Source organism: Pseudomonas beijingensis (assembly GCF_030687295.1).
Taxonomy (GTDB): Bacteria; Pseudomonadota; Gammaproteobacteria; order Pseudomonadales; family Pseudomonadaceae; genus Aquipseudomonas; species Aquipseudomonas beijingensis.
This window is the reverse complement of sequence record NZ_CP117425.1, coordinates 404,467-430,095: the sequence shown is the minus strand read 5'-3', so window position 1 is coordinate 430,095 and position 25,629 is coordinate 404,467. Positions and strand designations below refer to the sequence as shown.

Annotated in this window: 24 protein-coding genes; 12 read left to right on the top strand and 12 right to left on the bottom strand. The window is 61.4% G+C overall.

What is annotated here, in order from left to right:
• Window positions 1-149 precede the first annotated feature (149 nt).
• Both lptG and lptF read right to left on the bottom strand, forming a co-directional pair.
• Window positions 150-1,211, bottom strand: coding sequence for an LPS export ABC transporter permease LptG (gene lptG / locus PSH84_RS02015; protein ID WP_305468320.1), 1,062 nt, complete (start codon window positions 1,209-1,211; stop codon window positions 150-152).
• Entirely contained in the window at window positions 1,204-2,325 is a 1,122-nt protein-coding gene (lptF, locus tag PSH84_RS02010) for an LPS export ABC transporter permease LptF (RefSeq protein ID WP_122567165.1), read from the bottom strand. Before lptF ends, lptG begins: the two co-directional genes overlap by 8 nt.
• A gap of 313 nt (window positions 2,326-2,638) precedes the next feature.
• Here lptF and PSH84_RS02005 point away from each other — a divergent pair, with 313 nt between their 5' ends.
• The 5 genes from PSH84_RS02005 to rlmF all read left to right on the top strand — a co-directional run bounded on the left by PSH84_RS02005 (window position 2,639) and on the right by rlmF (window position 9,361).
• The gene (locus PSH84_RS02005; RefSeq protein ID WP_305482220.1) at window positions 2,639-4,129 is read left to right on the top strand and encodes a leucyl aminopeptidase; all 1,491 of its coding nucleotides are present in this window, start codon (window positions 2,639-2,641) and stop codon (window positions 4,127-4,129) included.
• 60 nt (window positions 4,130-4,189) lie between these two features.
• The gene (locus PSH84_RS02000; protein ID WP_305482219.1) at window positions 4,190-4,618 is read left to right on the top strand and encodes a DNA polymerase III subunit chi; all 429 of its coding nucleotides are present in this window, start codon (window positions 4,190-4,192) and stop codon (window positions 4,616-4,618) included.
• An 8-nt stretch (window positions 4,619-4,626) separates the two neighbouring features.
• The gene (locus PSH84_RS01995) at window positions 4,627-4,992 is read left to right on the top strand and encodes a DNA polymerase III subunit chi (protein ID WP_122567168.1); all 366 of its coding nucleotides are present in this window, start codon (window positions 4,627-4,629) and stop codon (window positions 4,990-4,992) included.
• 236 nt (window positions 4,993-5,228) lie between these two features.
• Window positions 5,229-8,075 carry a valine--tRNA ligase gene (locus PSH84_RS01990; RefSeq protein ID WP_305482218.1) on the top strand — a complete coding sequence of 949 codons (2,847 nt, stop codon included), beginning with the start codon at window positions 5,229-5,231 and terminating at the stop codon, window positions 8,073-8,075.
• Between the two features lie 263 nt (window positions 8,076-8,338).
• Window positions 8,339-9,361 carry a 23S rRNA (adenine(1618)-N(6))-methyltransferase RlmF gene (rlmF, locus tag PSH84_RS01985; RefSeq protein ID WP_122567170.1) on the top strand — a complete coding sequence of 341 codons (1,023 nt, stop codon included), beginning with the start codon at window positions 8,339-8,341 and terminating at the stop codon, window positions 9,359-9,361.
• A gap of 188 nt (window positions 9,362-9,549) precedes the next feature.
• Here rlmF and PSH84_RS01980 read toward each other — a convergent pair whose 3' ends face one another.
• Window positions 9,550-9,831, bottom strand: coding sequence for an HU family DNA-binding protein (locus tag PSH84_RS01980; RefSeq protein WP_122567171.1), 282 nt, complete (start codon window positions 9,829-9,831; stop codon window positions 9,550-9,552).
• A 396-nt stretch (window positions 9,832-10,227) separates the two neighbouring features.
• Between PSH84_RS01980 and yejK the strand changes: the two genes are divergently transcribed.
• Window positions 10,228-11,232 carry a nucleoid-associated protein YejK gene (gene yejK, locus PSH84_RS01975; protein WP_024777637.1) on the top strand — a complete coding sequence of 335 codons (1,005 nt, stop codon included), beginning with the start codon at window positions 10,228-10,230 and terminating at the stop codon, window positions 11,230-11,232.
• A 212-nt stretch (window positions 11,233-11,444) separates the two neighbouring features.
• On the opposite strand, the gene PSH84_RS01970 is transcribed toward yejK, so the two are convergent.
• The 5 genes from PSH84_RS01970 to PSH84_RS01950 all read right to left on the bottom strand — a co-directional run bounded on the left by PSH84_RS01970 (window position 11,445) and on the right by PSH84_RS01950 (window position 15,359).
• Window positions 11,445-12,380, bottom strand: a complete 936-nt coding sequence (locus PSH84_RS01970; RefSeq protein WP_305482217.1) for a glutathione S-transferase family protein — start codon at window positions 12,378-12,380, stop codon at window positions 11,445-11,447.
• A gap of 79 nt (window positions 12,381-12,459) precedes the next feature.
• A complete protein-coding gene (locus tag PSH84_RS01965; RefSeq protein WP_439800549.1) occupies window positions 12,460-12,783 on the bottom strand; it encodes a GIY-YIG nuclease family protein in 324 nt (107 codons plus the stop codon).
• 40 nt (window positions 12,784-12,823) lie between these two features.
• Complete coding sequence (locus PSH84_RS01960; protein ID WP_305468328.1) at window positions 12,824-13,294, bottom strand: nuclear transport factor 2 family protein; 471 nt, start codon at window positions 13,292-13,294, stop codon at window positions 12,824-12,826.
• An 87-nt stretch (window positions 13,295-13,381) separates the two neighbouring features.
• Complete coding sequence (locus tag PSH84_RS01955) at window positions 13,382-14,710, bottom strand: CynX/NimT family MFS transporter (protein ID WP_305468329.1); 1,329 nt, start codon at window positions 14,708-14,710, stop codon at window positions 13,382-13,384.
• Window positions 14,700-15,359 carry a FadR/GntR family transcriptional regulator gene (locus tag PSH84_RS01950; RefSeq protein WP_305468330.1) on the bottom strand — a complete coding sequence of 220 codons (660 nt, stop codon included), beginning with the start codon at window positions 15,357-15,359 and terminating at the stop codon, window positions 14,700-14,702. Before PSH84_RS01950 ends, PSH84_RS01955 begins: the two co-directional genes overlap by 11 nt.
• Before the next feature lie 157 nt (window positions 15,360-15,516).
• Here PSH84_RS01950 and PSH84_RS01945 point away from each other — a divergent pair, with 157 nt between their 5' ends.
• On the top strand, window positions 15,517-15,828 hold the full coding sequence (locus PSH84_RS01945) for a type II toxin-antitoxin system MqsR family toxin (protein WP_122567178.1): 312 nt from the start codon (window positions 15,517-15,519) through the stop codon (window positions 15,826-15,828).
• Window positions 15,825-16,307 (top strand): type II TA system antitoxin MqsA family protein, encoded by a 483-nt coding sequence (locus PSH84_RS01940; RefSeq protein ID WP_305482216.1) that lies wholly within the window; start codon window positions 15,825-15,827, stop codon window positions 16,305-16,307. The genes PSH84_RS01945 and PSH84_RS01940 overlap by 4 nt, the downstream gene beginning before the upstream one ends.
• Before the next feature lie 61 nt (window positions 16,308-16,368).
• Here the strand turns inward: PSH84_RS01940 and PSH84_RS01935 are convergent, their stop codons facing one another.
• The 4 genes from PSH84_RS01935 to PSH84_RS01920 form a co-directional block, all read right to left on the bottom strand.
• The gene (locus PSH84_RS01935; RefSeq protein ID WP_003178331.1) at window positions 16,369-17,133 is read right to left on the bottom strand and encodes an amino acid ABC transporter ATP-binding protein; all 765 of its coding nucleotides are present in this window, start codon (window positions 17,131-17,133) and stop codon (window positions 16,369-16,371) included.
• 11 nt (window positions 17,134-17,144) lie between these two features.
• The gene (locus PSH84_RS01930) at window positions 17,145-18,242 is read right to left on the bottom strand and encodes an amino acid ABC transporter permease (RefSeq protein ID WP_122567180.1); all 1,098 of its coding nucleotides are present in this window, start codon (window positions 18,240-18,242) and stop codon (window positions 17,145-17,147) included.
• 10 nt (window positions 18,243-18,252) lie between these two features.
• On the bottom strand, window positions 18,253-19,434 hold the full coding sequence (locus PSH84_RS01925) for an amino acid ABC transporter permease (protein WP_122567181.1): 1,182 nt from the start codon (window positions 19,432-19,434) through the stop codon (window positions 18,253-18,255).
• A 65-nt stretch (window positions 19,435-19,499) separates the two neighbouring features.
• On the bottom strand, window positions 19,500-20,531 hold the full coding sequence (locus tag PSH84_RS01920; RefSeq protein WP_305468334.1) for an amino acid ABC transporter substrate-binding protein: 1,032 nt from the start codon (window positions 20,529-20,531) through the stop codon (window positions 19,500-19,502).
• 472 nt (window positions 20,532-21,003) lie between these two features.
• Between PSH84_RS01920 and PSH84_RS01915 the strand changes: the two genes are divergently transcribed.
• The 4 genes from PSH84_RS01915 to PSH84_RS01900 all read left to right on the top strand — a co-directional run bounded on the left by PSH84_RS01915 (window position 21,004) and on the right by PSH84_RS01900 (window position 25,569).
• On the top strand, window positions 21,004-21,660 hold the full coding sequence (locus PSH84_RS01915; protein WP_305482215.1) for an alpha/beta hydrolase: 657 nt from the start codon (window positions 21,004-21,006) through the stop codon (window positions 21,658-21,660).
• 98 nt (window positions 21,661-21,758) lie between these two features.
• The gene (gene rhlB, locus PSH84_RS01910) at window positions 21,759-23,222 is read left to right on the top strand and encodes an ATP-dependent RNA helicase RhlB (protein WP_122567184.1); all 1,464 of its coding nucleotides are present in this window, start codon (window positions 21,759-21,761) and stop codon (window positions 23,220-23,222) included.
• 123 nt (window positions 23,223-23,345) lie between these two features.
• Complete coding sequence (locus PSH84_RS01905) at window positions 23,346-24,293, top strand: ornithine cyclodeaminase family protein (protein ID WP_122567185.1); 948 nt, start codon at window positions 23,346-23,348, stop codon at window positions 24,291-24,293.
• Between the two features lie 148 nt (window positions 24,294-24,441).
• Window positions 24,442-25,569, top strand: a complete 1,128-nt coding sequence (locus tag PSH84_RS01900) for an NAD(P)/FAD-dependent oxidoreductase (RefSeq protein ID WP_305482211.1) — start codon at window positions 24,442-24,444, stop codon at window positions 25,567-25,569.
• Window positions 25,570-25,629: the final 60 nt, after the last annotated feature.

The window sequence follows — 25,629 nt, the reverse complement described above, 5'->3', positions numbered from 1 at the left end:
GAATTGTACCTGATACACCGCGCAAGTGGGAGCAAAGCTTGCTCGCGAAACAGCCACCTCGGTTTCTGGAAGACCGCATCGCCTGTGTCGCGAGCAAGCTTTGCTCCCACATAGCCTTGCTCCCACAGCCCCCTGCTACAGGTGCGTGTTCAACCCGCCCGGCGCAACAGCCAGAGCCCGGCCAACGCGCAGATACCGGCCGGCACCAGCACCGCAAACAGTGGCGAGAAACCGAACACCAGGCTCGATGGCCCCAGCAGATCCTGGGCGATGCGGAAGGTGAAGCCCACCAGCACGCCGGTAAACACTCGCTGACCCAAGGTCACCGAACGCAGCGGGCCGAAAATGAAGGAAATCGCCATCAACACCAGGGCGGCAGTGACCAGCGGCTGCAACACCTTGACCCAAAAAGCCAGCCAGTAGCGACCGTTATTCAGGCCCTGGTCCGCCAGGTAGTGGATATACCCCCACAAACCGGTAATCGACAGGGACTCCGGTGCCATCACCACGGTGCTGAGCAACTGCGGGCTGATCGACACGTCCCAACGTTCCTGTGGGGCGGCGACCACCTCGGTGCGCTTGTCATGGAACAAGGTGGTGGTGACGTCATTCAGCTGCCAGTGATCCTCGGCGAATTTGGCGCGCTTGGCGAAGCTCGACGACAACATGTGCCGCTGCTCGTCGAAGCGATAACGGGTCACGCCATAGAGGATGCCGTTGGGCTGGACCGAGTTGATGTGGATGAACTCGTCGCCCTGGCGGTGCCACAGACCGTGCTTGGCGCTTTGCGCATCACCGCCACCCTGGGCCAGGGAACGGTTGGCCTGGGCGGTGTTCTCGGTGGCCGGGGCGATGTATTCGCCGATCAGCAAGCCCACCAGCATCAGCACCAGCATGGGCTTCATCACCGCCCAGACGATCCGACCAATGGACACGCCGGCAGCGCGCATGATGGTCAGCTCGCTGTTGCTGGCCAGGCTGCCCAGGCCGATCAGGCAGCCGATCAGCGCCGCCATCGGCAGCATGTCGTACAGGCGCCGAGGCGCGGTCAGCAGCACGTAGCTCGCCACGTCCGCCAGCGTGTAGGTGTCGCTGACGTCGCTCATTTCATCGATGAAGGCAAACAGGGTCGCCAGGCCAAGGATGATCCCCAACACCGCGAGGATCGCCATGAACACGCTGCTGCCGATGTAGCGGTCGAGTTTAACCACGGGCCACCTCCAACGCGCCGCGACGGCTGGCCAGCTTCAGGCGCAGTGGCTCCCAATAGAGCAGCCCCAGGCCGATGGCCAGGAAGATGCCATGCACCCACCACAAGCCCAGTGTTGGCGGAATCTTGCCCTTCTCCAAGGCGCCGCGAGCGGAAATCAGGATGGTCAGGTAAGCCATATACAGGAGAATCGCCGGCAGCAGCTTGAGGAAGCGGCCCTGGCGCGGGTTGACCCGCGACAGCGGCACCGCCATGAGGGTCACGATGAACACCAGCAGCGGCAACGACAGGCGCCATTGCAGCTCGGTGCGGGCACGAATGTCTTTGTTGCCCAGCAGGCTGGCGGTAGACATGGCGTCGCGGTCGGTAACTTCCTCGCTGACTTCGGGCTTGGGCAGCAGCACGCCATAGGTGTCGTACTTGATGGCCCGGTAATCGGCCTGCCCCGGCTTGCCGTCGTAGCGATAGCCGTTTTCCAGGATCAGGTAGCGGTTGCCTTCGGGGCTGATTTCCTGCCGCCCCTTCTCGGCCACCAGCACGGAAATGCCACGGTCCTTCTTGGTGTCCGAAGACAAGTTCTTTTGCGTAATGAAGACGCCACCCAGGTCGATCCGGTCATCCGAGAGCTGTTCGGTGTAGGTCACCCGCGTGCCGTCGCGCAGGGCCTGGAAACGCCCTGGCACCAGGGTGTCGAATTCGGTCATGGCGTCCTGCTGGTTGATCAGCAGTTGGAACTGGTTGGCGCCCTGGGGCGACAGGCTCAGGCTCAGCCAGGCCACCACCAGCGCCACCAGTGTGGCCGGGAACAGGGTCATGCGAAACAGGCGTTGCTGGCTCATGCCGGTGGCCGACAGCACGGTCATTTCGCTGTCCAGGTACAAGCGCCCATAAGCCAGCAAAATGCCGAGGAACAACCCCAGCGGCAAGATCAACTGCAAGAAGCCCGGCAGGCGGAACCCCATGATCAGGAACAGGGAGCCCGGATCCAGGGCGCCGGAGGCCGCCTGGGCAAGGTATTTGATGAAGCGTCCGCTCATGATGATGACCAACAGCACAGCGCTCACTGCGCTCAGGGTCAACAGGACTTCGCGGGATAGATAACGAAAGACGATCAAACCAGACACTCCAGGATTGTCAGGCTAAGGCGGCCAAACAAGAAACGTATCGAGCCAGCTCACGCAGCGAGCCGCCAAAAAAAAGAGCCGCATTATCCTGTGATTGGAGGCGCCTGTCACTTCGCACGCTTTAAACCGGTGCTTAAAGCCAAAAGTTAGCGCCGTCGAGGGTTGTCAGGCTCGGTCACCGGGGTTCAAACTGCGGCCTTTGTCGCCGGCACGTACCGGCGTTCTCTATATAGAAGACAGCTGTTCAGCGCGCCACTGTTTCTTCGGCGCCTGGCCTCTTGACCATTCACTCAGGGATCCGGACATGGAACTGGTTGTAAAAAGCGTCAGCCCAGAAACGTTGAAAACCGCCACGCTGGTGGTTGCCGTCGGTGAAAACCGCAAGCTCGGCGTCGTCGCCACCCAGCTCGACAGCCTGAGCGGCGGTGCCATCAGCGCCGTGCTCAAGCGCGGCGACCTGGCCGGCAAGGTCGGCCAGAGCCTGTTGCTGCACAGCTTGCCCAACCTCAAGGCCGATCGCGTGCTGCTGGTAGGCGTAGGCAAGGACGCCGAACTGGGTGACCGTCCGTTCCGTAAAATCATTGCCGGCGTGCTGGGTACTCTCAAGAGCCTGGGCGGCACTGATGCCGTCCTGGCGTTGGACGAGTTGGTGGTCAAGGGCCGCGACAGCTACGGCAAGAACCGTCTGCTGGCCGAAACCCTGGTGGACGGCGAATACCAGTTCGACCAGTTCAAGAGCCAGAAAGCCGAACCCCGCGCCCTGAAAAAAGTCACCCTGCTGACCATCAAGGCCGCCCAGGCTGAAGTCCAACGCGCCGTGACCCACGCCACCGCAATCGCCAATGGCATGGCTTTCACTCGCGACCTGGGCAACCTGCCACCGAACATCTGCCACCCGACTTTCCTCGGCGAACAGGCCAAGGCGTTAGGCAAAGAATTCAAGGGCCTGAAGGTCGAAGTCTTCGACGAGAAGAAGATCAAGGACCTGGGCATGGGCTCGTTCTACTCCGTCGGCCAGGGCAGCGCCCAGCCGCCACGCCTGATCGTCATGCAGTACAACGGTGGCAAGAAGTCCGAGAAGCCCTACGCACTGGTCGGCAAGGGCATTACCTTCGACACTGGCGGCATCAGCCTCAAGCCAGGCGCCGGCATGGATGAAATGAAGTACGACATGGGCGGCGCCGCGAGCGTGTTCGGCACCCTGCGTGCAGTGCTCGAACTGCAACTGCCGATCAACCTGGTGTGCATTCTGGCCTGCGCCGAGAACATGCCCAGCGGCACGGCCTCGCGTCCGGGCGACATCGTCACCACCATGAGCGGCCAGACCGTGGAAATCCTCAACACCGACGCCGAAGGCCGCCTGGTGCTGTGTGACGCCCTCACCTACTCCGAGCGCTTCAAGCCGCAAGCGGTGATCGACATCGCGACCCTGACCGGCGCCTGCGTCGTCGCCCTCGGTGCCCACACCTCGGGCCTTTTGGGCAACAACGACGAACTGATCGACCAACTGCTCAGCGCCGGCCAGCAAGCCGACGACCGCGCCTGGCAGTTGCCATTGTTCGACGAGTACCAGGAACAACTGGACAGCCCGTTCGCCGACATCGCCAACATCGGCGGCCCGAAAGCCGGGACCATCACCGCGGCGTGCTTCCTGTCGCGCTTCACCAAGAATCTGAACTGGGCGCACCTGGACATCGCCGGCACGGCCTGGACCAGCGGCGGCAAGGACAAGGGCGCCACCGGTCGTCCGGTCCCCCTGCTGACCCAGTACCTGCTGGACCGCGCCAAGGCCTGATACCAATGACCGTCGTTGGCGTTGCCCTCGGGTGGCGTCATCGACGGCTCAGGAACCGCAATGACCAAAGTCGATTTCTATATCCTGCCCAGCGCCGATCCGTCGGCGCGGCTGGATTTCGCCTGCAAGCTCACCGATAAGGCCTGGCGCATGGGGCACCGCATCTACCTGCATTGCAGCGATGCTGCCCAGCGCGAGGACCTGGACGCACGCCTGTGGGCGTTCAAGGGCGAGAGCTTCGTGCCCCACGGCCCGGCCGAAAGCGAACCCGAGGGGCTGATCGTGCTGGGGCTGGGGGATGACTGCGGTCAGCACCAGGACCTGCTGGTCAACCTCGACCTGAAAGTACCGGCCTTTGCCCAGCGCTTCGCCCGCGTGGCGGAAGTGGTGGTGGAAGACCCGGCCAGCCGACAAGCCGCGCGGGAGAGTTTCCGTTTCTACCGCGAACAGGGCTATCCTCTGCAAGACCACCGTTTACAGCGACTCTGAGCCCTACGATGGACACTCCAAAATCGCCACAAAAGCCCACACACCTGCTGGATGACCTCGAGTCGATCCGCCAACTGCTCGGCGACGACAACCTGCAACCGCCGCTGCTGACCGACACGGTCGTGCACGAGCCGGTGCATGACGAGCAGATTCCCCTGCTGTTCGATCCGATCAACGGCCAGCCGGAACCCGAACCTGCCGCCAAGGCCGAAGCCAAAGGCCCCGACGCCCTGCTGCACCTGGACAGTGAATTGCGTGCTGCGGCGCAGTTGATCCTGCAAGACGTCATCGACGACTTCGCCCCACACATCGAAACCGAGATCAAGCGCCGGCTGGATGCGCGGATGGAGCGGTTGTTGAGCCAGTACGAATAACACTGGACGCCTGACTGAATGCACTTCCTGTGGGAGCGAGCTTGCTCGCGATGGGGCCGGCACATCCAATATCGGTGCAGGCTGAACCACCGCTATCGCGAGCAAGCTCGCTCCCACAGGTTCACAGTACCCACACATATGCCCGACTAGCCGCTCGCAGCTTGTGGCTTGCACCAGCCCCGCCCGCTATACTTCCCGGCTTTTCCTGAATAAATGCCAATAGGGTCCCGCCGCGCATGGATAAGACCTACCAGCCGCACGCCATTGAAACTTCCTGGTACAACACCTGGGAGTCCGAGAATTATTTCGCTCCGCAAGGCGCGGGCGATTCCTACACCATCATGATCCCGCCGCCGAACGTCACCGGCAGCCTGCACATGGGCCACGGTTTCAACAACGCGATCATGGACGCCTTGATCCGTTTCCGTCGCATGCAAGGTCGCAACACCTTGTGGCAGCCGGGCACCGACCACGCCGGTATCGCCACGCAGATGCTGGTGGAACGCCGCCTCGAAGCCCAAGGCCAGAATCGCCATGACCTGGGTCGCGAGAAATTCCTCGAGAAAGTCTGGGAATGGAAAGACGAATCCGGTGGCAACATCAGCCGCCAGATCCGTCGCCTCGGCTCGTCCGTGGACTGGAGCCGCGAGCGCTTCACCATGGATGACGGGCTTTCGGAAGCGGTGAAGGAAGCCTTCGTGCGCCTGCATGAAGACGGCCTGATCTATCGCGGCAAGCGCCTGGTCAACTGGGACACCAAGTTGCACACGGCCATTTCCGACCTCGAAGTGGAGAACCACGACGAGAAAGGTTTTCTGTGGAACTTGAAGTACCCCCTGGCCGACGGTGCCAAGACCGCCGAAGGCAAGGATTACCTGATCGTTGCCACCACGCGTCCGGAAACCATGCTGGGTGACTCCGCCGTCGCGGTGAACCCGAACGATGAGCGCTACCAGGCGCTGATCGGCAAGTTCGTCGAACTGCCTCTGGTTGGCCGGCGCATCCCGATCATCGGCGATGACTACTGCGACCCGGAATTCGGCACCGGCTGTGTGAAAATCACCCCGGCCCACGATTTCAACGACTACGAAGTTGGCAAGCGCCACAACCTGCCGCTGCTGAACATCTTCGACAAGAACGCCAATGTCTTGCCGGCCGCCCAGGCGTTCAACCTCGATGGCACGCTGAACGAAAGCGTCGACGGCCAGATCCCGGCCGAATACGCCGGCCTGGACCGCTTCGAAGCGCGCAAGCAGATCGTCGCGGCGTTCGAAGCCGCCGGCCTGCTGGTCAGCTTCGACGATCACGCCCTGAAAGTCCCGAAAGGCGACCGCTCCGGCACCATCATCGAGCCGTGGCTGACCGACCAGTGGTACGTGTCCACCAAACCGCTGGCCGAGCCGGCCATTGCCGCCGTGGAAGACGGCCGCATCCAGTTCGTGCCCAAGCAATACGAGAACATGTATTTCTCGTGGATGCGCGACATCCAGGATTGGTGCATCAGCCGTCAGCTGTGGTGGGGTCATCGCATTCCGGCCTGGTACGACGAGTCGGGCAAGGTCTATGTCGGCCGCGATGAAGCCGAAGTCCGCGCCAAGCACAACCTCGGTCCGGACGTGGCCCTGGCTCAGGACAACGACGTCCTCGACACCTGGTTCAGCTCGGGCCTGTGGACCTTCTCGACCCTGGGCTGGCCGCAGCAGACCGAGTTCCTGAAGAAATTCCACTCCACCGACGTGCTGGTCACCGGCTTCGACATCATTTTCTTCTGGGTCGCCCGGATGATCATGATGACCATGCACTTGATGAAAAACGAAGACGGTACGCCACAAGTACCATTCAAGACGGTCTACGTCCACGGTCTGGTGCGCGACGGCCAGGGCCAGAAGATGTCCAAGTCCAAGGGCAACGTCCTCGACCCGCTGGACATCATCGACGGCATCGACCTGGAAACCCTGGTACAGAAACGCACCTCCGGCCTGATGCAGCCGAAACTGGCGAAGAAGATCGAGAAGGCCACCCGCGAAGAATTCGCCGAGGGCATCGCCAGCTACGGCACCGATGCCCTGCGTTTCACCTTCTGCTCGCTGGCGTCTACCGGTCGCGACATCAAGTTCGACATGGGCCGCGTCGAAGGCTACCGCAACTTCTGCAACAAGATCTGGAACGCCGCGCGCTACGTGCTGGATAAAGGCGAAGACTGCGGCCAGAACGGCGAGGCCTATGAGCTGACCCTGGCCGATCGCTGGATCATTTCCCAGTTGCAGCGCACCGAAGCCGAAGTGACCCGCCAGCTCGATCAGTTCCGTTTCGACCTGGCGGCACAAGCCTTGTACGAGTTCATCTGGAACCAGTACTGCGACTGGTACCTGGAACTGTCCAAGCCTGTGCTGTGGGACGAAAACGCACCGGTCGAGCGCCAGCGCGGCACCCGTCGCACTCTGGTGCGCGTGCTGGAAGTGGCCCTGCGCCTGGCGCATCCGTTCATGCCGTTCATCACCGAGGAAATCTGGCAGCGCATCGCACCGCTGGCGGGCATCCAAGGCAAGACGATCATGCTGCAACCGTGGCCGGTGGCCAACGAGACCCGCATCGATCCGGCGGCCGAGGACGACATCGAATGGCTCAAGACCTTCATGCTGGGCCTGCGCAACATCCGCGCCGAAATGAACATCGGCCCGGGCAAGCCGCTGACCCTGTTCCTGAAGAATGCCAGCGCCGAAGACCTGCGCCGCCTCAACGAAAACGAAGCGCTGCTCAAGAAGCTGGCGAAGCTCGAATCGGTGACGGTGCTGGCCGCCGGCGAAGAAGCCCCCCTGTCGGCCACCGCCCTGGTCGGCGAGATGGAAGTGCTGGTGCCGATGGCCGGCCTGATCGACAAGGCCGCCGAACTGGCGCGCCTGGACAAGGAAATCCTGCGTCTGAAGGGTGAAGTGCAGCGGGTCGGCGGCAAGCTGTCCAACGCCGGCTTCGTCGACAAGGCGCCGGCCGAAGTCATCGAGAAGGAACGGGCCAAACTGGCCGAGGCCGAACAGGCCCTGGGTAAGCTGGCCGAGCAGCATGGGCGGATCTCCAGCCTGTAACGGCGGTTCGCAACAGAAGAAGGAGGCCTTGGTGGCCTCCTTTTTTCTGCATGGCACTTTCTTACAACCAATGAGGTCCCCTGTGGGAGCGAGCTTGCTCGCGATGACGGTGGGTCAGCTTGCACTATGTTGAATGTAACGCCGCCATCGCGAGCAAGCTCGCTCCCACAGTAGATAGTGTTGGACGTTGCAGTTGGGTTCACAAGGGCTGGATGTGGGACAATACCCGCCACTTTTTGAACCCTCCCCGAATCGACCCGCCCATGACTGCCCCTCGCTCCCCAAAACCTGCCCGCCAGAAGCCCAAGCCCGCCGAGGCCAAACCCGTGGCGCCGCGGGAGAAGGCCAGCCTGCACCCGCGTAACCGTCACCAGGGCCGCTATGACTTCCCCGCGTTGATCAAGTCCACGCCTGAATTGGCCAAGTTCGTGATCATCAACCCCTACGGCAAGGAAAGCATCGACTTTGCCAGCCCCGAAGCCGTGCGGGTGTTCAATCGGGCGCTGCTCAAATCCTTTTACGGCATCGCCCACTGGGATATCCCGGCCGATTATCTGTGCCCGCCGGTGCCAGGTCGTGCGGACTATGTGCACTTCCTCGCCGATTTGCTCGCCCGCCACAACGACGGTGAAATCCCCCGCGGGGCGGCCGTGAAGGTGCTGGACATCGGCACGGGTGCCAACTGCGTCTATCCGCTGATCGGGTACAGCGACTACCGCTGGCACTTCCTCGGCTCCGAGATCGACCCGACCGCCATCGCCTCGGCCAAGGCCATCGTCCAAGCCAATGGCCTGAACAAAGCCATCCAGTTGCGCCAGCAAGCCAACCGCAAACAGATCCTGTTGGGTCTGCTGGAAGACGGCGAACGGTTCGACCTGACGATGTGCAATCCACCGTTTCACGCCTCCCTGGAGGAAGCCACCAAGGGCAGCCAGCGCAAGTGGCGGGCGCTGGGCAAGGCCGACCCGAAGCGCAAGCTGCCGGTGCTGAATTTTGGCGGTCAGGCCGCAGAGTTGTGGTGCGAGGGTGGGGAAGCCCGGTTCGTGACGCAACTGATCGGCGAGAGCGCGCAGGTGGCAGGGCAAGTGCTGTGGTTCAGCACCCTGGTGTCGAAGGCATCGAATCTGCCGGCGATTCAGGCCGCACTGAAAAAGGCCGGGGCGCTGCACAGCCAGGTGGTAGAGATGTCCCAGGGCCAGAAGCAGAGTCGATTCGTGGCCTGGACCTTTCAGTCCGAGGCACAGCAGCAGGCGTGGCGCCAGTCGCGTTGGGTTCGCAAGGGCTGAGTGGGAGCACGGCCAGTGGGAGCAAGGCTTGCCCGCGATGAAAGCGACTCGGTTTCAGAAAGATCGCATCGCCTGTGTCGCGGGCAAGCCTTGCTCCCACAAAATCCCCTCGCCACAGGGCCACTTTTTCCAAGGCAATAAAAAACCGTGCCCGGATCGCTCCGAGGCACGGTTTTTTTACAGCGGTCTTACTTGTTGACCGCGTCGGTCAGGCCTTTGGCCACAACCAGCTTGATCACTTTCTTGGCAGCGATTTCGATGGCAGCGCCAGTCGAAGGGTTACGGCCGGTACGGGCAGGACGCTCGGTGACTTTCAGCTTGCCAACACCTGGCAGAGTGATTTCGCCGCCATTTTCCAGCTGATCAGCCACGATTTGGCCCAGTTGGTCCAGCAGCGCACGCACGGTAGCTTTTGGTGCGTCTACAGCTTCAGCCAAATCGCCGATCAGTTGGTCTTTAGTAAGAGCCATGTAGTGTTCCTTCCCTATCAAATTCATATGGATTGCAGAGTGCAGTGTCAGCCATCGAGCCCGATCCCTGTGGATCAGACACCCTCGGCAATCACCACGACGGATCGGGGTAATAGATGCCGAAAACCGGGTTTGGTTCGACCTGACAGATGCTGAATGCACGCTTAACGCAGTGACTTCGCGTAAGACCGGGCAAAACTAGCACAACGCCTCTGAAATATCCGCCTCTAGCTACCCATTTGGTCAGCTTTCTTGCGCTAAAACGTTAAAAAAATGCATATAGGCGGTCGGACGGGTCTGAAAGGGCCTTTGCGGGGTTCCAAAACCAGTGATTGCGGTACACTGGGCCCTTTTTCGGGGAGCGCGCCCTCCTCTCTTTCATCAGCCGAGAAACCCATGCCGATCCGTCATTGCATCGTCCACCTGATCGACAAAAAACCCGACGGCACCCCTGCTGTGCTCCATGCCCGCGACTCCGAACTGGCAGAGTCCACGGCCATCGAGAACATGCTCGCCGACCTCAACGAAAGCTATAACGCCAAGCAAGGCAAGGCCTGGGGCTTTTTCCATGCCGAGTCCGGGGCGCATCCGTTCAGCGGCTGGCTGAAGGAGTACCTGGACGGCGGCAAGGATTTCACCGCGTTCAGTCGCGTGGCGGTGGAACACCTGCAAAAGCTGATGGAAGAGTCCAACCTGTCGGTGGGCGGCCACGTGTTGTTCGCGCATTACCAGCAGGGCATGACCGACTACCTGGCCATCGCCCTGCTGCACCACAGCGAAGGCGTGGCGGTGACCGATGAACTGGACGTGACACCGTCCCGCCACCTGGACCTGGGCCAATTGCACCTGGCGGCTCGGATCAACGTGTCGGAATGGCAGAACAACAAGCAGTCCAGGCAGTACATCTCGTTCATCAAGGGCAAGAACGGCAAGAAGGTCTCGGAGTACTTCCGCGACTTCATCGGCTGCCAGGAAGGCGTCGACGGCCCCGGTGAGACCCGCACCCTGCTCAAGGCCTTCAGTGACTTCGTCGAAAGCGAAGACCTGCCGGAAGACGATGCCCGGGAAAAGACCAAGACCCTGGTGGACTACGCCAGTAGCCAGGCCAAGCTCGGCGAGCCCATGGGCCTGGAAGAACTGTCCGAGCTGATCGACGAAGATCGCCCGAAAGCCTTCTACGACCACATCCGCAACAAGGACTACGGGTTGTCCCCGGAAATCCCGGCGGATAAACGTACCCTCAACCAATTCCGTCGCTTCACCGGCCGCGCCGAAGGCTTGTCCATCAGCTTCGAAGCGCACTTGCTGGGCTCCAAGATCGAGTACGACGAGGAAGCCGGTACGTTGATCATCAAGGGCTTGCCGACGTCGCTGACTGATCAGCTCAAGCGCCGCAACTGATGCTCGGCGGGGTGCTGAAGATATAGGTTCGAGGGCGCCTCATCGCGAGCAAGCTCGCTCCCACAGTAATTGGCGGCAAACGCAGATCCGCTGAACGACATACCCTCCTGTGGGAGCGAGCTTGCTCGCGATAGCGGACTAACATTCAACATCAATATCGACTGATCTGGCGCCATCGCGAGCAAGCTTGCTCCCCCAGGATCATCCGTTGTTCATCGGGCCTCGATCCGGAAGCCAAACCGCGGAAAGTGCACATGCACCACCCCGCCACGTTCGTCTTCACGACGCAGAATCAACTCCTCGCTACCCGCAAACACCAACTCCCCAGCCACCGGATCAACGCCATAGTCCGTCGCGGCGATGGTCACCGACTGCCCTGCCGTGAACCCATTCGGTTCATCGAATGCCTCATTCGGCAGCGCTGCCAGTGTCGCGTTGCGGGCAACCTCCAAGGCCTCTTCGGAACTCATCTGGCTCGATGCACCATGGCCAAAGCCCAGCACCCGCGCCAGCCATGCCGATACCGCCGGATACGTGTCCACCAGCGGCGAAGTCACCGGCGTGGCCTTGAGGAACCAAAGCGGATGGGCCATGGCGAAGTCGGCAATCGATGGATCACCCAACAGGAAATCGCCCTCCTCGCGCTGCAGCTGTTGCTCGAGACGCGCCATGATCGTCGGCCACTGGTGCTTGGCCTGCTCTGCGGCCAAACGCGTAGTCGTGCCGCCACTGAACAACCCGGCGCGGTCGCTGACGAACGCCTTGATGGCTTCAGGCGATAGCTTGGCGAACCGCACCGCCACCGACTCCGGCTGGAACACCAGGCTCACGGCATGCTGGAACACCACCGAATCGGCCCAGGCGGCAAAGGACGCGGCCAGCATTTCCCGGCCTTCGGGGAACAGTGCCGGCGAGGCTTTTTCCTGCTCCAGCCGGCGGGCCATCAACGACGTATCGCAATAGATGTCCGCGCCAATCTGCAATACCGGGGTCTTGCGATAGCCGCCCGTCAGTGCCGTCAGGTCAGGCTTGGGCATCATTGGCGGTATGTTCACCGAACGCCAGGACAGGCCCTTGAAGCCCAGTAACAGCCGGGCTTTTTCCGCGAAAGGAGACGTTGGGTAATGATGAAGAATCAGCTCTGACATGAGATTCGCCACTGCAGGAATGAAGCCTTGCAGCTTAGCGCGCCTGACCGGGCCAGCCTACAGGCCTGATAAAGGCCTATCAGCCAGGCTGATGAAGCGACAGCCCACTGGCCACCAGGCATTCCTTGGCGCTTTTCTTGAGCTTTTTGATCAGCCGCTCCTGACGCAGGGCCTCGCCTTTGTCGCGACAAGCCTCGGTATACACCAGGGCCACGGCCGGGCTGGACAGGAAGAAGCGCGCGCCCTTGCCGCTTTGGTGCTTGACGAAGCGCCGTACCGGGTCATCACTGATGCCGCAGTACAGCGAGCCATTGGCAGCCCGCACCAGGTAGACGAACCAGGTTTTGTCCGCTTCGGCGGGACCTTGTACAGGCAGATCGGGAGAGAGGTCGGCGGTCGTCACAAGAGGTTCAACAGGTGGACAAAGACAAGCCGCGATCTTATCAGCGACTGGCCTGGAACGCCCGCAGTCCCTTGAGCGCCTGGGCCCTGACGGCGTTGTGCACCAGAGGCGTCCACCCCAACAGCAGGCCCTTGGTGCCCAACGCCTGGCGGGACCAGCGCCACAGATCAAAGCTGTCACGGTGCTCGCAGATCTTGCCATCGCGAAAAACGAAGCGCGCCTGGATGTCGTTGATCACGATGTTGCCGGTCTGGCTGAACAGGTAGGTCGCTACCCAATGCGCCTCGCCGGTACGCTCGTCGCTGCGCACGTTATCGAAGGTCAGGGAAAAGTCCTTGGCCCGGGTCGTCAACATGCGCCACATGTCGCCGGCATCGCGCCCGCGCAACTCGCCAAACGCCGGATCGCTGAACACCACGTCGTCGGTGTAGCAGGCGCTCATGGCCTCGGCGTCCAGGCGCTGGAAAGCCTGATAAAAACGGGTGATCAAGGCGTTGTGGGCATCACTCATGGACCGGCTCCGAAAAACGTTTCAGTAGGCCTGCACGATAATCTGCCGCCGCCGGGAAGACTATCGTCATTCGCCATGAAAATGATATCAACTACGGTCAGTGACTCTTTCGCTGCTGACTCCGACATATAACGCCCGGCCTGCGCCGATGCCTGCGATGATCGCTCCCAGGCCAATCAGGCCGAAGATCCAGCCCAGGGCATTCCAGCCGCCGGTCAAGTCGTGGACCACGCCCACCGCGAAGGGCCCCAGCGACGCCAGCGTATAACCAAAACCCTGGGCCATGCTGGACAGGTTGGCGGCCACATGGGCATCCCGCGAACGCAACACGATCAGCGTGAGCGCCAGGCTGAAGGTCGCGCCCTGCCCCAAGCCCAGCAGGATCGCCCAGCCCCACAAGCCGTCGATGGGTGCGTAGAGGCAACCGAACAACCCGCCCAGGGTCATGACCATGACGATCACGATAGCCAGGCGCTGGTCCTTGCCACGCGTTGCCAGCCAGGGCGCGGCGAGGGAGCTGATCAACTGCACGATGACCGAGCCGGACAGCACGAGCCCGGCCTGGGTCGGGGTCAGGCCACGCCCAATCAGGATCGAGGGCAGCCAACCGAACACGATGTAGGCCAGGGACGATTGCAACCCCATGTACAAGGTCACTTGCCAGGCCAGGGGATCACGCAGCAAGCCGCGGACCCGGTACGCCACCTGATGGGCACCGTGCTTCTCGCCCACTTGTGGCAACCAGAACACTGCAGCCAGCAGCGCCGGAACCACCCAGAACCCCAGGCCCAAGGCCCAATTGTGGCCAAGGTGCTCGCTCAACGGCACCGTTGCCCCGGCCGCCATCGCCGCGCCCAGGCACAGCGCCATGGTGTAGACACCGGTCATGGCGCCGGCCTGTTTGGCGAAGTCGCGCTTGACGATGCCCGGCAGCAGCACGCCGATCACGCCGATGCTCGCACCGGCCAGGATACTGCCGGCGAACAGCCCGACCTGACCGAACGCACTGCGCAGGACAATCCCCCCCGCCAGTGTCAGCAAGATCCCCAGCACCACGCGCTCGGCCCCGAAGCGCCGCGCCAGCACCGGCGCCAGCGGTGCGAACAGGCCCAGGCAAAGCACAGGCAACGTGGTCAGCAAACCGGCCTGGGCAGCCGACAGGCCAAGGCTTTTTGACACTTCGCTGAGCAACGGCGCCATGCTCGACAACGCCGGACGCAGGTTCAACGCCACCAGGATCAGCCCGAGCAGCAACAACCAAGGCCGGCGCACCAGGGGATGGCGCTGCTGGGCCTGTTCATCGTCGGCCTCGGCGTCGATCAACAGTTCTTCGAGTTCGGCGGCGCGTTTGGACGCCGTCGAGGTAGCAGGGTCAAGCAGATCGCGGGACATGGAAAGCTCGGATTCAGGGTTCATTGATCAACTGCCGGCAGAGGGCCTTGGCCTGCTCCGGGTCTTGGCGTTCGACGGCTTCGAGAATTTCGACGTGCAGGTCGAACACATGTTGATGGCGGGGAATGATGCTGAGGCTCTGGCGCAATTGTGCGCCGATGACGCTGGAAAAGTAGCGATAGAGCTCGCTCAGCGCAGGGTTGTGCGCGGCGTCTACCAGCAGGCGGTGGAACACCAGGTCGCAGGCGATGTAGTGCTCCAGGTCGCCGTGGTAATGCTCGCTACTGGCTTGCAGCGCCCGGCGCAAGGCAAGCAAATCCTCATCGGTTCGCCGCAGCGACGCCAGGCCAATGGCCTCGACTTCCAGGATGTGCCGGGTTTCCCGGGCCTGTTCCAGCGAACAGCGCGACAGCACCTTGAGGGTATCCAGCGGATCGACCACCGCCCGCACGTAGCTGCCGTCGCCCTGGCGGATCTCGATCAGCCCGGAAAAGGCCAGCACGCGCATCGCTTCGCGCACCGTGTTGCGGCTGATCCCCAACTCCGCCACCAACTCCGGCTCGGTGGGCAGGCGCTGGCCGACGGACCACACACCATCGCTGATGCGCTGGCGCAATTGCTCCAGAGCTTGATCGACCAGGGAGCGTTTTATTAATGGGGAAATAGCTGACATGGGACTCGCCTTTTCATCCAATCATAGGATGAATTTTCTGACATGTTAGTCAGCTTCGCGTAGGACGGCAACCGCCTAGGGTCAATGGGAGGGAAAAGAAACTAAATTATTGATTGGTCAAAATTACCCTTTGAGGGTAATTTTGGAACAGGACCTTATGAACAAGAGCACACCCCATTACGACCTGGGCGTGATCAAGGCGGATATCAAGCGGCTGGGAGGAAAGGCATTCACCACCACCGCGACAAAAACCGCCGGGACGCTGGGCTTGACAGTTTCGGACATGTTGGAGGTTGCGTGTGGACTTCAGCGCCAGCAGTTCTACAAGTCCGTAACGACCTACGACGACCATCGGGTCTGGCACGACGTCTACCACACCCACTCACAGGGTCTGGAAATTTACATCAAGGTGACCTACCGCCCAAGCGGAGGCCCACCGGTGATCTCATTCAAGGAGAAAACCCCATGAAAGCTCAACAGTGCTTCAGCTGTGGCGCTCCGCAGGGCATGTCGCATTTCGAAGGCCGCGCAGAAACCCTGTGCGTCAAGGGACTGGAACGTCGGATCGATGACTTGTCTGGCTGGGAATGCCAAATGTGCGGCGAGGTCGAACTCGACCCCGGTTGTTCGGATCGTCACACGAACGCAGGGGATGAACTGGTCATCGCCGCCAGGAAGATGATTGGCGAAGAAATGAAACGCATCCGTCGCAAACTGCATCTATCCCAAAAAGAAGCGGTGGCGCTGTTGTCAGGTGGCGGGCACAACGCGTTTTCCCGCTATGAGCGCGGTGAGGTATTGCCACCAAAAGCGTTGATGCTGCTGATGCGCCTGCTTGATCGCTACCCGCATTTGCTTGCAGATGCGCAAGCCCTGGCTGAAGGCGCGGACTTGAGAGGATTCAAGACGACGGTGCACAAGGAGCACGAAACCCTCACGGCTTCCTGAGCAGCCGAAGCAGCAAAAAATAAACCCGGACAAGTCCGGGCTTATTTCATTGCCTAAGGGATCAATGCAGGATCTGGCTCAGGAACAGCTTGGTGCGGTCGTTCTGCGGGTTGTCGAAGAAGTCGTTCGGCGCGGCCTGTTCGACGATTTCCCCCTTGTCCATGAAGATCACGCGGTTGGCCACGGTGCGGGCGAAGCCCATTTCGTGGGTCACGCAGAGCATGGTCATGCCGTCTTCGGCCAGGCCGATCATGGTGTCCAGTACCTCTTTCACCATTTCCGGGTCGAGGGCCGAAGTCGGCTCGTCGAACAGCATGATTTTCGGTTTCATGCACAGGGCACGGGCGATGGCCACACGCTGTTGCTGACCGCCGGAGAGCTGGCCCGGGTATTTGTGCGCCTGCTCTGGAATGCGTACGCGCTCCAGGTAGTGCATGGCGATTTCCTCGGCCTTGCGCTTGGGCATCTTGCGTACCCACATCGGCGCCAGGGTGCAGTTCTGCAGGATGGTCAGGTGCGGGAACAGGTTGAAATGCTGGAACACCATGCCGACTTCACGGCGGATCGCTTCGATCTGCTTGAGGTCGTTGGTCAGTTCCACGCCGTCGACCACGATGCGACCCTGCTGGTGCTCTTCCAGACGGTTGAGGCAGCGGATGGTGGTGGACTTGCCGGAGCCCGAAGGGCCGCACAGCACGATACGCTCGCCCTGCTTGACGTTCAGGTTGATGTCTTTCAACACGTGGAACTGGCCGTACCACTTGTTGACGCCCTGCATCTGAATAATGCCTTCAGGGCTCACAGGCTGTTTGATCGCTTCACTCATAAACTACGCTCCTAACGCTTGTGGCCAGTGTCCAGCTTGCGTTCCAAATGCATGGAATAGCGGGACATACCAAAACAGAAAATCCAGAACACCAGGGCGGCGAACACATAGCCTTCAGTGGCCATGCCCAGCCATTTCGGGTCGGCGGCAGCTTGTTTCACACTGTTGAGCAGGTCGAACAAGCCAATGATGATCACCAGGCTCGTGTCCTTGAACAACGCAATGAAGGTGTTGACGATACCCGGGATGACCATCTTCAAGGCTTGCGGCAGAATCACCAGGCCCATGCTGCGCCAGTACCCCAGGCCCATCGCCGCGGCCGCTTCGTACTGGCCCTTGGGAATGGCTTGCAGGCCGCCGCGCACCACTTCGGCCACGTAGGCCGACTGGAACAGGATCACCCCGATCAATGCCCGCAGCAGCTTGTCGAAATTCATGCCTTCGGGCAGGAACAGCGGCAGCATCACCGACGACATGAACAGCACCGTGATCAACGGCACACCGCGCCAGAACTCGATGAAGGTCACGCAGACCACGCGAATCGCCGGCATGTTCGAGCGCCGGCCCAGGGCCAGGACGATGCCCAGTGGCAACGCGCCGGCGATACCGACAGTGGCGATCACCAGGGTCAGCATCAGGCCGCCCCATTGGCTGGTTGCCACCGTGGCCAGACCGAACACCCCACCGTGCAACAGGCACCAGGCAATGATCGGGTACAGCACCAGGAAGCTCAGGCCGTAGATCGCCTTGCGCGGGAAGCGCGAGATGAACAGCGGCGCGACACCGAGCACGGCCAGCCACACGGTCAGATCTACGCGCCAGCGCAGATCCGTCGGGTAATAGCCGTACATGAACTGGCCGAAACGCTGCTGGATGAACACCCAGCAGGCGCCTTCCTTGGTGCAGTCGGCCTGGGTGGTGCCGACCCAATTGGCATCGAGGATAGCCCAACTGAGGATCGGCGGGACCACGAGGTAAATCAGGTAGAACGCGAACAGCGTCAGCAGCGTATTGAGCCAGCTGGAGAACATGTTCGCGCGCATCCATGCCATCGGCCCGAACACTTTGCTCGGCGGCGGCATATCAGGTTTGAAAGTATGGGATGTCATGCGCTTTTCCTCACCGCTCGATCAGCGCAATGCGCTTGTTGTACCAGTTCATCAGCAAGGAAATGCTGATACTGATCGCCAGGTACACACTCATGGTGATCGCGATCACCTCGATGGCCTGGCCGGTCTGGTTCAACACCGTGCCGGCAAACAGCGAAACCATTTCCGGGTAACCGATACCGGCTGCCAGGGAGGAGTTCTTCGCCAGGTTCAGGTATTGGCTGGTCAACGGCGGAATGATCACGCGCAGGGCTTGCGGGATGATCACCTTGCGCAGGGTCGGACCGTTGCGCAGACCCAGCGAGTGAGCCGCCTCGGTCTGGCCATGGCTGACCGACTTGATGCCCGAACGCACGATCTCGGCGATGAACGCCGCGGTATACACCGTCAGCGCCAGGGTCAAGGCCAGCAATTCCGGAATCAGTACCCAGCCACCGACGAAGTTGAAACCCTTGAGCTCCGGCATTTCCCAATGCACGGGAGCACCGAAGATCAGCGTGCACAACGCTGGGATTACCAGGAATAGCGCCAGGCCCACCCAGAACTTATGGAACGGCTCGCCGGTCGCTTCGAAGCGCTTGTTGGCCCAGCGGGTCATCAGCACGATGGCGACAATCGCCAGCACGACACTGGCCACGAACGGCCAGAACCCTTCCGCCACCAGCGCCGCCGGCATGTTGAGGCCGCGGCTGCTGACAAAGAAGGTGTCGCCGAAGTTATGGCTGTTGCGCGGCCCCGGCATGGTCAGGAACACCGCGAAATACCAGAACAGGATCTGTAGCAGCGGCGGGATGTTGCGGAAAACTTCCACATACACCGTCGCTACTTTGGCGATGATCCAGTTTTTCGACAGTCGGGCCACGCCGACGATGAAACCGAGGATCGTTGCCAGGATCACGCCGATGAACGTCACCAGCAGTGTGTTGAGCAACCCGATGACAAAGACGCGGGCATAGCTGTCCGCTTCGGTGTAGTCGATCAGGGTTTGAGCGATGCCAAAACCGGCACTGCGCTCCAGGAAGCTGAAACCGGAAGTGATGCCCCGGTGCTCGAGGTTGGTCTGCGTGTTATCGAACAGAAACCAGCCCAACGAAATAACCGCCACGATGGTGACGATCTGAAATACCCACGCACGCACTCGTGGATCGCTGAGGCTGAGCCTCTGCTTAGGTGCGCCGATTGAATTTTGCATGAAGTGCCCCGCAAGGAATGGAACAGAACATCACCCGGTGGTTGGCCCACCGGGTGATAGAACCATCAGCGCACTGGTGGTGCGTATTGAATGCCGCCAGCGTTCCACAGAGCGTTCAGCCCGCGATCGATTTCCAGCGGAGTACCCTTGCCGAGGTTGCGCTCGAACACTTCACCGTAGTTGCCGACTTGCTTGACGATCTGCACGACCCAGTCTTTCGGCAGCTTCAGGTCCTTGCCGTATTCACCGTCAGCGCCGAGCATACGGGCGACGTCCGGGTTCTTGGTGGACTTGGCTTCGGCTTCGACGTTTTTCGAAGTGATGCCGGCTTCTTCAGTATTGAGCATGGCATAGCCAGTCCAGCGCACTATTTTCGACCACTCTTCGTCGCCATTACGCACGACCGGGCCCAGTGGCTCCTTGGAAATGGTTTCTGGCAGAACCACGTAGTCCTTCGGCGAAGCCAGCTTGCTGCGCTGGGCGAACAGCTGGGACTTGTCGGAGGTCAGCACATCGCAGCGACCGGATTCCAGCGACTTGGCGCTTTCATCGGAAGTGTCGAAAGTGATGGGGGTGTACTTCAGGCCATTGCCGCGGAAGTAGTCGGAGACGTTCAGTTCGGTGGTGGTACCGGCCTGGATGCAGATGGTTGCGCCGTCCAGTTCCTTGGCGCTTTTGACGCCCAACTTGTTGTTGACCAGGAAGCCGATGCCGTCGTAGTAGGTAATGAAGCCTGGGAACACCAAGCCCATGCCGGCATCACGGGAGCTGGTCATGGTGGTGTTGCGTGACAGGATGTCGATTTCGCCGGACTGCAGCGCGGTGAAACGCTCCTTGGCATTCAATTGGCTGAATTTGACCTTGGTCGCATCGCCGAATACGGCAGCGGCCACGGCGCGACAGAAGTCGGCGTCGATACCCTGAATCTTGCCGGTGGAATCAGGCACCGAGAAACCCGGCAGGCCATCACTCACACCACACTGCACAAAACCTTTCTTCTGTACGGCATCCAGGGTTGCACCCGCCTGAGCGAACCCACTGACGCCGAGTACTGCTGCTGCAGTCACGACTGCCAGGGTGGATTTCAGTAACTTCATTCAAACCTCCAGTTTTGCTCTTGTTGTGTCGGAGCTCGAGCCCTGTCGCACCCTTATGGGGCATTGCCGACCCTTGTTGGCTTTTTTTAGGGTCAACCGACGTCTGGACCTTCGCTATGAGTCTAATAATGAGGATGTCCGTAAACAGTGGTCATGCCCATCTCTCACCAAACGGCCGAACGGGCTGTAGCCCTTCACGTTCGCGAAGCCCGTAGCGGCTATTGGCGAACATTCATCACCGGATTTCTGATATCCCATGCGGCGCGTCTAACTGATAGTGTTACCGCGCAGCGCAAGAATCATCACTCAGCTACCCCATAGCAAAGCCCGTACCAGACCGCTGCGCTTGGGCCATGTAAAACACGTCAAGACAAAAACTTTCAACTTTGCGACATCTAATTAACTGAGGCACCGGGAGCGCACTGTAATCACGCACTGATTGAGCGCACCCGCACAGATTTGGAGCACAGCCATGACCGACCCCTTGATTCTCGAGCCCAGCGGCACTGTTGATGCGTGCGTTATCTGGCTCCACGGCCTGGGTGCAGATCGTTATGATTTCATGCCGGTCGCCGAAATATTGCAGCGAACGTTGACCCAGACCCGTTTCGTTCTACCCCAGGCCCCCACCCAGCCAGTAACGATCAACGGCGGCTATGAGATGCCCAGTTGGTACGACATCCGTGCCTTGAGCCCGGCGCGGGCCATTGACGAGCAGCAACTCGAAGCCTCGGCGCAACGGGTCATTGGCCTGATCGAAACCCAGCGAGCCAGCGGAATAGACGCCTCGCGGATTTTCCTCGCCGGTTTCTCCCAAGGTGGCGCGGTGGTCTATCACACTGCCTTCGTGAAATGGCAGGGGCCACTGGGCGGCGTGATCGCGCTGTCTACTTATGCACCGACGTTCAGCGATGAACTGCAACTGTCGGCCAGCCAGCAACGCATTCCGGTGCTGGCGCTGCACGGCCAATACGACGAAGTGGTACTCAATCCCATGGGCCGGACCGCAAAAGAGTATTTAAAGCAGCATGGTGTCACCGTGACATGGCAGGAATACCCAATGGGCCACGAAGTGTTACCCGAGGAGATTCAAGACATCGGCACCTGGCTGGCCGAACGGTTGCGCTAAGCGGCCAATCGCCACGCCGGTCCTTTGACGATCCCACTACGCCGCGCCCGTTTCTTGCATTACACTGGCCGGCGTACATTCCTTAACCAATCGATGAGATGACCGTGCTCAAAGCACTCAAGAAGATGTTCGGTAAAAGCGAGGCCGAGCAACTCGCGCCTGGCTCCCCTGCGCCGACCCACGGCCCGAGCCGTACCGATGCGCAACAACCGCGCCGGGCGGCCCCCGTTGCACAGGCGAAACAAGAACCCGTCGCCCAGCCTGTTACGCCCCCCGAGCCCGAGACACCACGCAACGAAGCCCCCCGGCCGCGCCGCGAACGCGCACCGAAACCGCCGGTCGTCGCCTGGAAACTCGAGGACTTCGCCGTAGAACCCCAGGAAGGCAAGACGCGCTTCCACGACTTCAAGCTCGCCCCGGAACTGATGCATGCCATCCAGGACCTGGGTTTCCCGTATTGCACGCCGATCCAGGCGCAGGTGTTGGGCTACACCCTCGCCGGCAAAGACGCCATCGGTCGCGCCCAGACCGGCACCGGCAAGACCGCCGCGTTCCTGATCTCCATCATCACCCAATTGCTGCAGACCCCACCGCCCAAGGAACGCTACATGGGCGAACCGCGGGCGCTGATCATCGCGCCGACCCGCGAGCTGGTGGTGCAGATCGCCAAGGACGCCGCCGACCTGACCAAGTACACCGGCCTGAATGTCATGACGTTCGTGGGTGGCATGGATTTCGACAAGCAGCTCAAGCACCTCGAAGCCCGCCATTGCGACATCCTGGTCGCCACGCCGGGCCGCCTGCTGGACTTCAACCAGCGCGGCGACGTGCACTTGGATATGGTCGAAGTGATGGTGCTGGACGAAGCCGACCGCATGCTCGACATGGGCTTCATTCCGCAAGTGCGCCAGATCATTCGCCAGACCCCACCGAAAAGCGAACGCCAGACCCTGCTGTTCTCCGCCACCTTCACCGAAGACGTGATGAACCTGGCGAAGCAGTGGACCACCGACCCGGCCATCGTCGAGATCGAAGCCGAGAACGTCGCCAGCGAAAACGTCGAGCAACACATCTACGCAGTCGCCGGTGCCGACAAATACAAGCTGCTCTACAACCTGGTCAACGACAACGGTTGGGAGCGCGTGATGGTGTTCGCCAACCGCAAGGACGAAGTGCGGCGCATCGAAGAACGCCTGGTGCGCGATGGCGTCAACGCCGCCCAGCTTTCGGGCGACGTGCCCCAGCACAAGCGCATCAAGACCCTCGAAGGTTTCCGCGAGGGCAAGATCCGCGTGCTGGTTGCCACCGACGTGGCCGGTCGTGGTATCCACATCGACGGCATCAGCCACGTGATCAACTTCACCCTGCCGGAAGTCCCGGACGACTACGTGCACCGTATCGGCCGTACGGGTCGTGCCGGGGCCGCTGGGGTTTCGATCAGCTTCGCCGGTGAAGATGACTCCTACCAGCTGCCGTCGATCGAGGCGTTGCTGGGTCGCAAGATCAGTTGTGAAATGCCTCCGACCCACCTGTTGCGACCGGTCGAGCGCAAGCGCCCTTAACCGTCGCCACAGAGCAAAAAGCGCAGCCAGGACCGGCTGCGCTTTTTTTTGCCCCGGGATATTGCTCAACAAAACTAAAAGTCCATAATGGACAAATTAGTTTATTAAGCACCCGGAGCCTCCATGCCCAACACGCCCTTTGTGATGACCCAAGCCCAGGCCCGCGAACTGCTTGGGCAAATCGACGTGCCGCACATCCTGCGCAAGCTGTTCCGTGATCTCGCAGCCGGGCAAGCGGTGCAGCCGCCCCAGCAATGGGTGGCGTTTCCCCAAGGCGCCGGGGACTTCATCAACTACTTGGGCGTGCTGGCCGAAGACCAGGTCTACGGGGTCAAGACCTCGCCCTATATCGTGCGCGAGCAAGGCCCATTAGTGACCGCCTGGACCTTGCTGATGTCGATGCAGACCGGCCAGCCGCTGCTGCTGTGCGATGCCGCCGAGCTGACCACTGCCCGTACCGCCGCGACCACCGCCGTCGCCGTCGATGCCCTTGCACCGGACAACGCCAGGCGCCTGGCGGTCATCGGCAGCGGCGCGGTGGCCCGGGCGCACGTGCACTACGTCAAGGACCTGCGGGACTGGCAAGCTATCAGCCTCTATTCGCCAGGCCTGAAGGCCAAGTCGGCACAAGAACTTGCCTCCATCACCGACCTGGACCCTCGCCTGCAAATCGCCGACAGCCTTGAAGCGGCGCTGCACGATGCCGACGTGGTGATGCTCTGCACCTCGTCCGCCAACGCCGTCTTTGACCCGCAGACCCTGGGCAAACCGGCACTGATCACTTCCATCAGCACCAACGCCCCACGTGCCCACGAAATACCGCCCCAGCGCCTCAACGACATGGACGTGTTCTGCGACTATCGTCAGACCACCTCGGGCTCGGCCGGTGAAATGCTCATCGCCAGCGAACAGCACGGCTGGGAGGCGTCGCGCATCGTCGGTGACTTGCCTGAATTGCTCAGCGAACACGTGGCGCGTCCCGACTACCAACGCCATGTGTTCTTCCGCTCCATCGGCCTGGGGCTGGAGGATGTTGCGCTGGCGAATGCCCTGTATCGACTTCACAACTGACATCCCCCGATTCTCTTGTGGGAGCGAGCTTGCTCGCGATGGTGGCCTGACAGTCGATATTGAGAGTGACTGATCCACCGCCATCGCGAGCAAGCTCGCTCCCACAGGGGGCTTCGAGTTCCCGAGCACATGCTCCGCAGGAGAATTCATGACACAAGCAGACTTCATCATCATCGGCGGCGGCATTGCCGGTGCTTCCACCGGTTACTGGCTGTCACCCCACGGCCGGGTGATTGTGCTCGAGCGCGAATCCCATCCGGCCTACCACTCCACCGGACGCTCGGCGGCGCTTTACAGTGCCGCCTACGGCACCCCGCAGGTGCGGGCGCTGACCCAGGCCAGCCGGGATTTTTTCGACGCCCCGCCAGCCGGTTTCTGCGAGCACCCGTTGTTGAGTCCACGGGGCGAAATGACCGTGGACTTCACCGGCGACCCGGCCGAGCTGAACAATCAGTACCTGAGCGCCAAGGCCACGGTGCCGCAGATGCAACTGCTCAGCGCCGACGAAGCCTGTGTGCGGCTGCCGATCCTGCGGCGGGACAAGGTCCACGGGGCGATCTATGACCCGACGGCCTGCGACATCGACACCGATGCGCTGCACCAGGGCTACTTGCGCGGCATCCGTCGCAGCGGCGGCGATGTGCACACCGACAGCGAAGTACAGCAATTGAGCCGCGATGATCAGGGGGTGTGGCAGGTGAAGACTGCCAACCAGACGTTCACTGCGCCGGTCCTGATCAATGCGGCCGGTGCCTGGGCCGATCACATTGCCGAAATGGCCGGTGCCCGGAAACTGGGCCTGCAACCCAAACGGCGTGCGGCGTTCATTTTTGCTGGCCCCGAGGGCGTGGATATCCATGACTGGCCAATGCTGGTGAGCCTGGACGAATCCTTCTACATGAAGCCCGACGCCGGCATGTTCCTCGGCTCGCCGGCCAACGCCGACCCGGTGGAACCCCACGACGTGCAGCCGGAAGAACTGGACATCGCCATGGGCATCTACCAGATCGAAGAAGCCACCACCCTGACTATCCGCCGCCCGACCCGCACTTGGGCCGGATTGCGCAGTTTCGTCCACGACGGTGATCTGCTGTCCGGTTTCGATCCACAGGTGGCCGGGCTGTTCTGGGTCGCGGCCCAGGGCGGCTACGGCATCCAGACGTCACCGGCCATGGGCCAGGCCAGCGCGGCGCTGGTGCGTGGCGAACCGCTGCCCGAGGCCCTGGCCCGTTTCGGCCTGAGCAGCGCCATGCTCTCCCCCAAGCGCCTGGGGTGAGCCAACCGAGGTGACGCATCGCCACGATTGCGGCACACTCCCCGCGCCCCTGTTCCACGG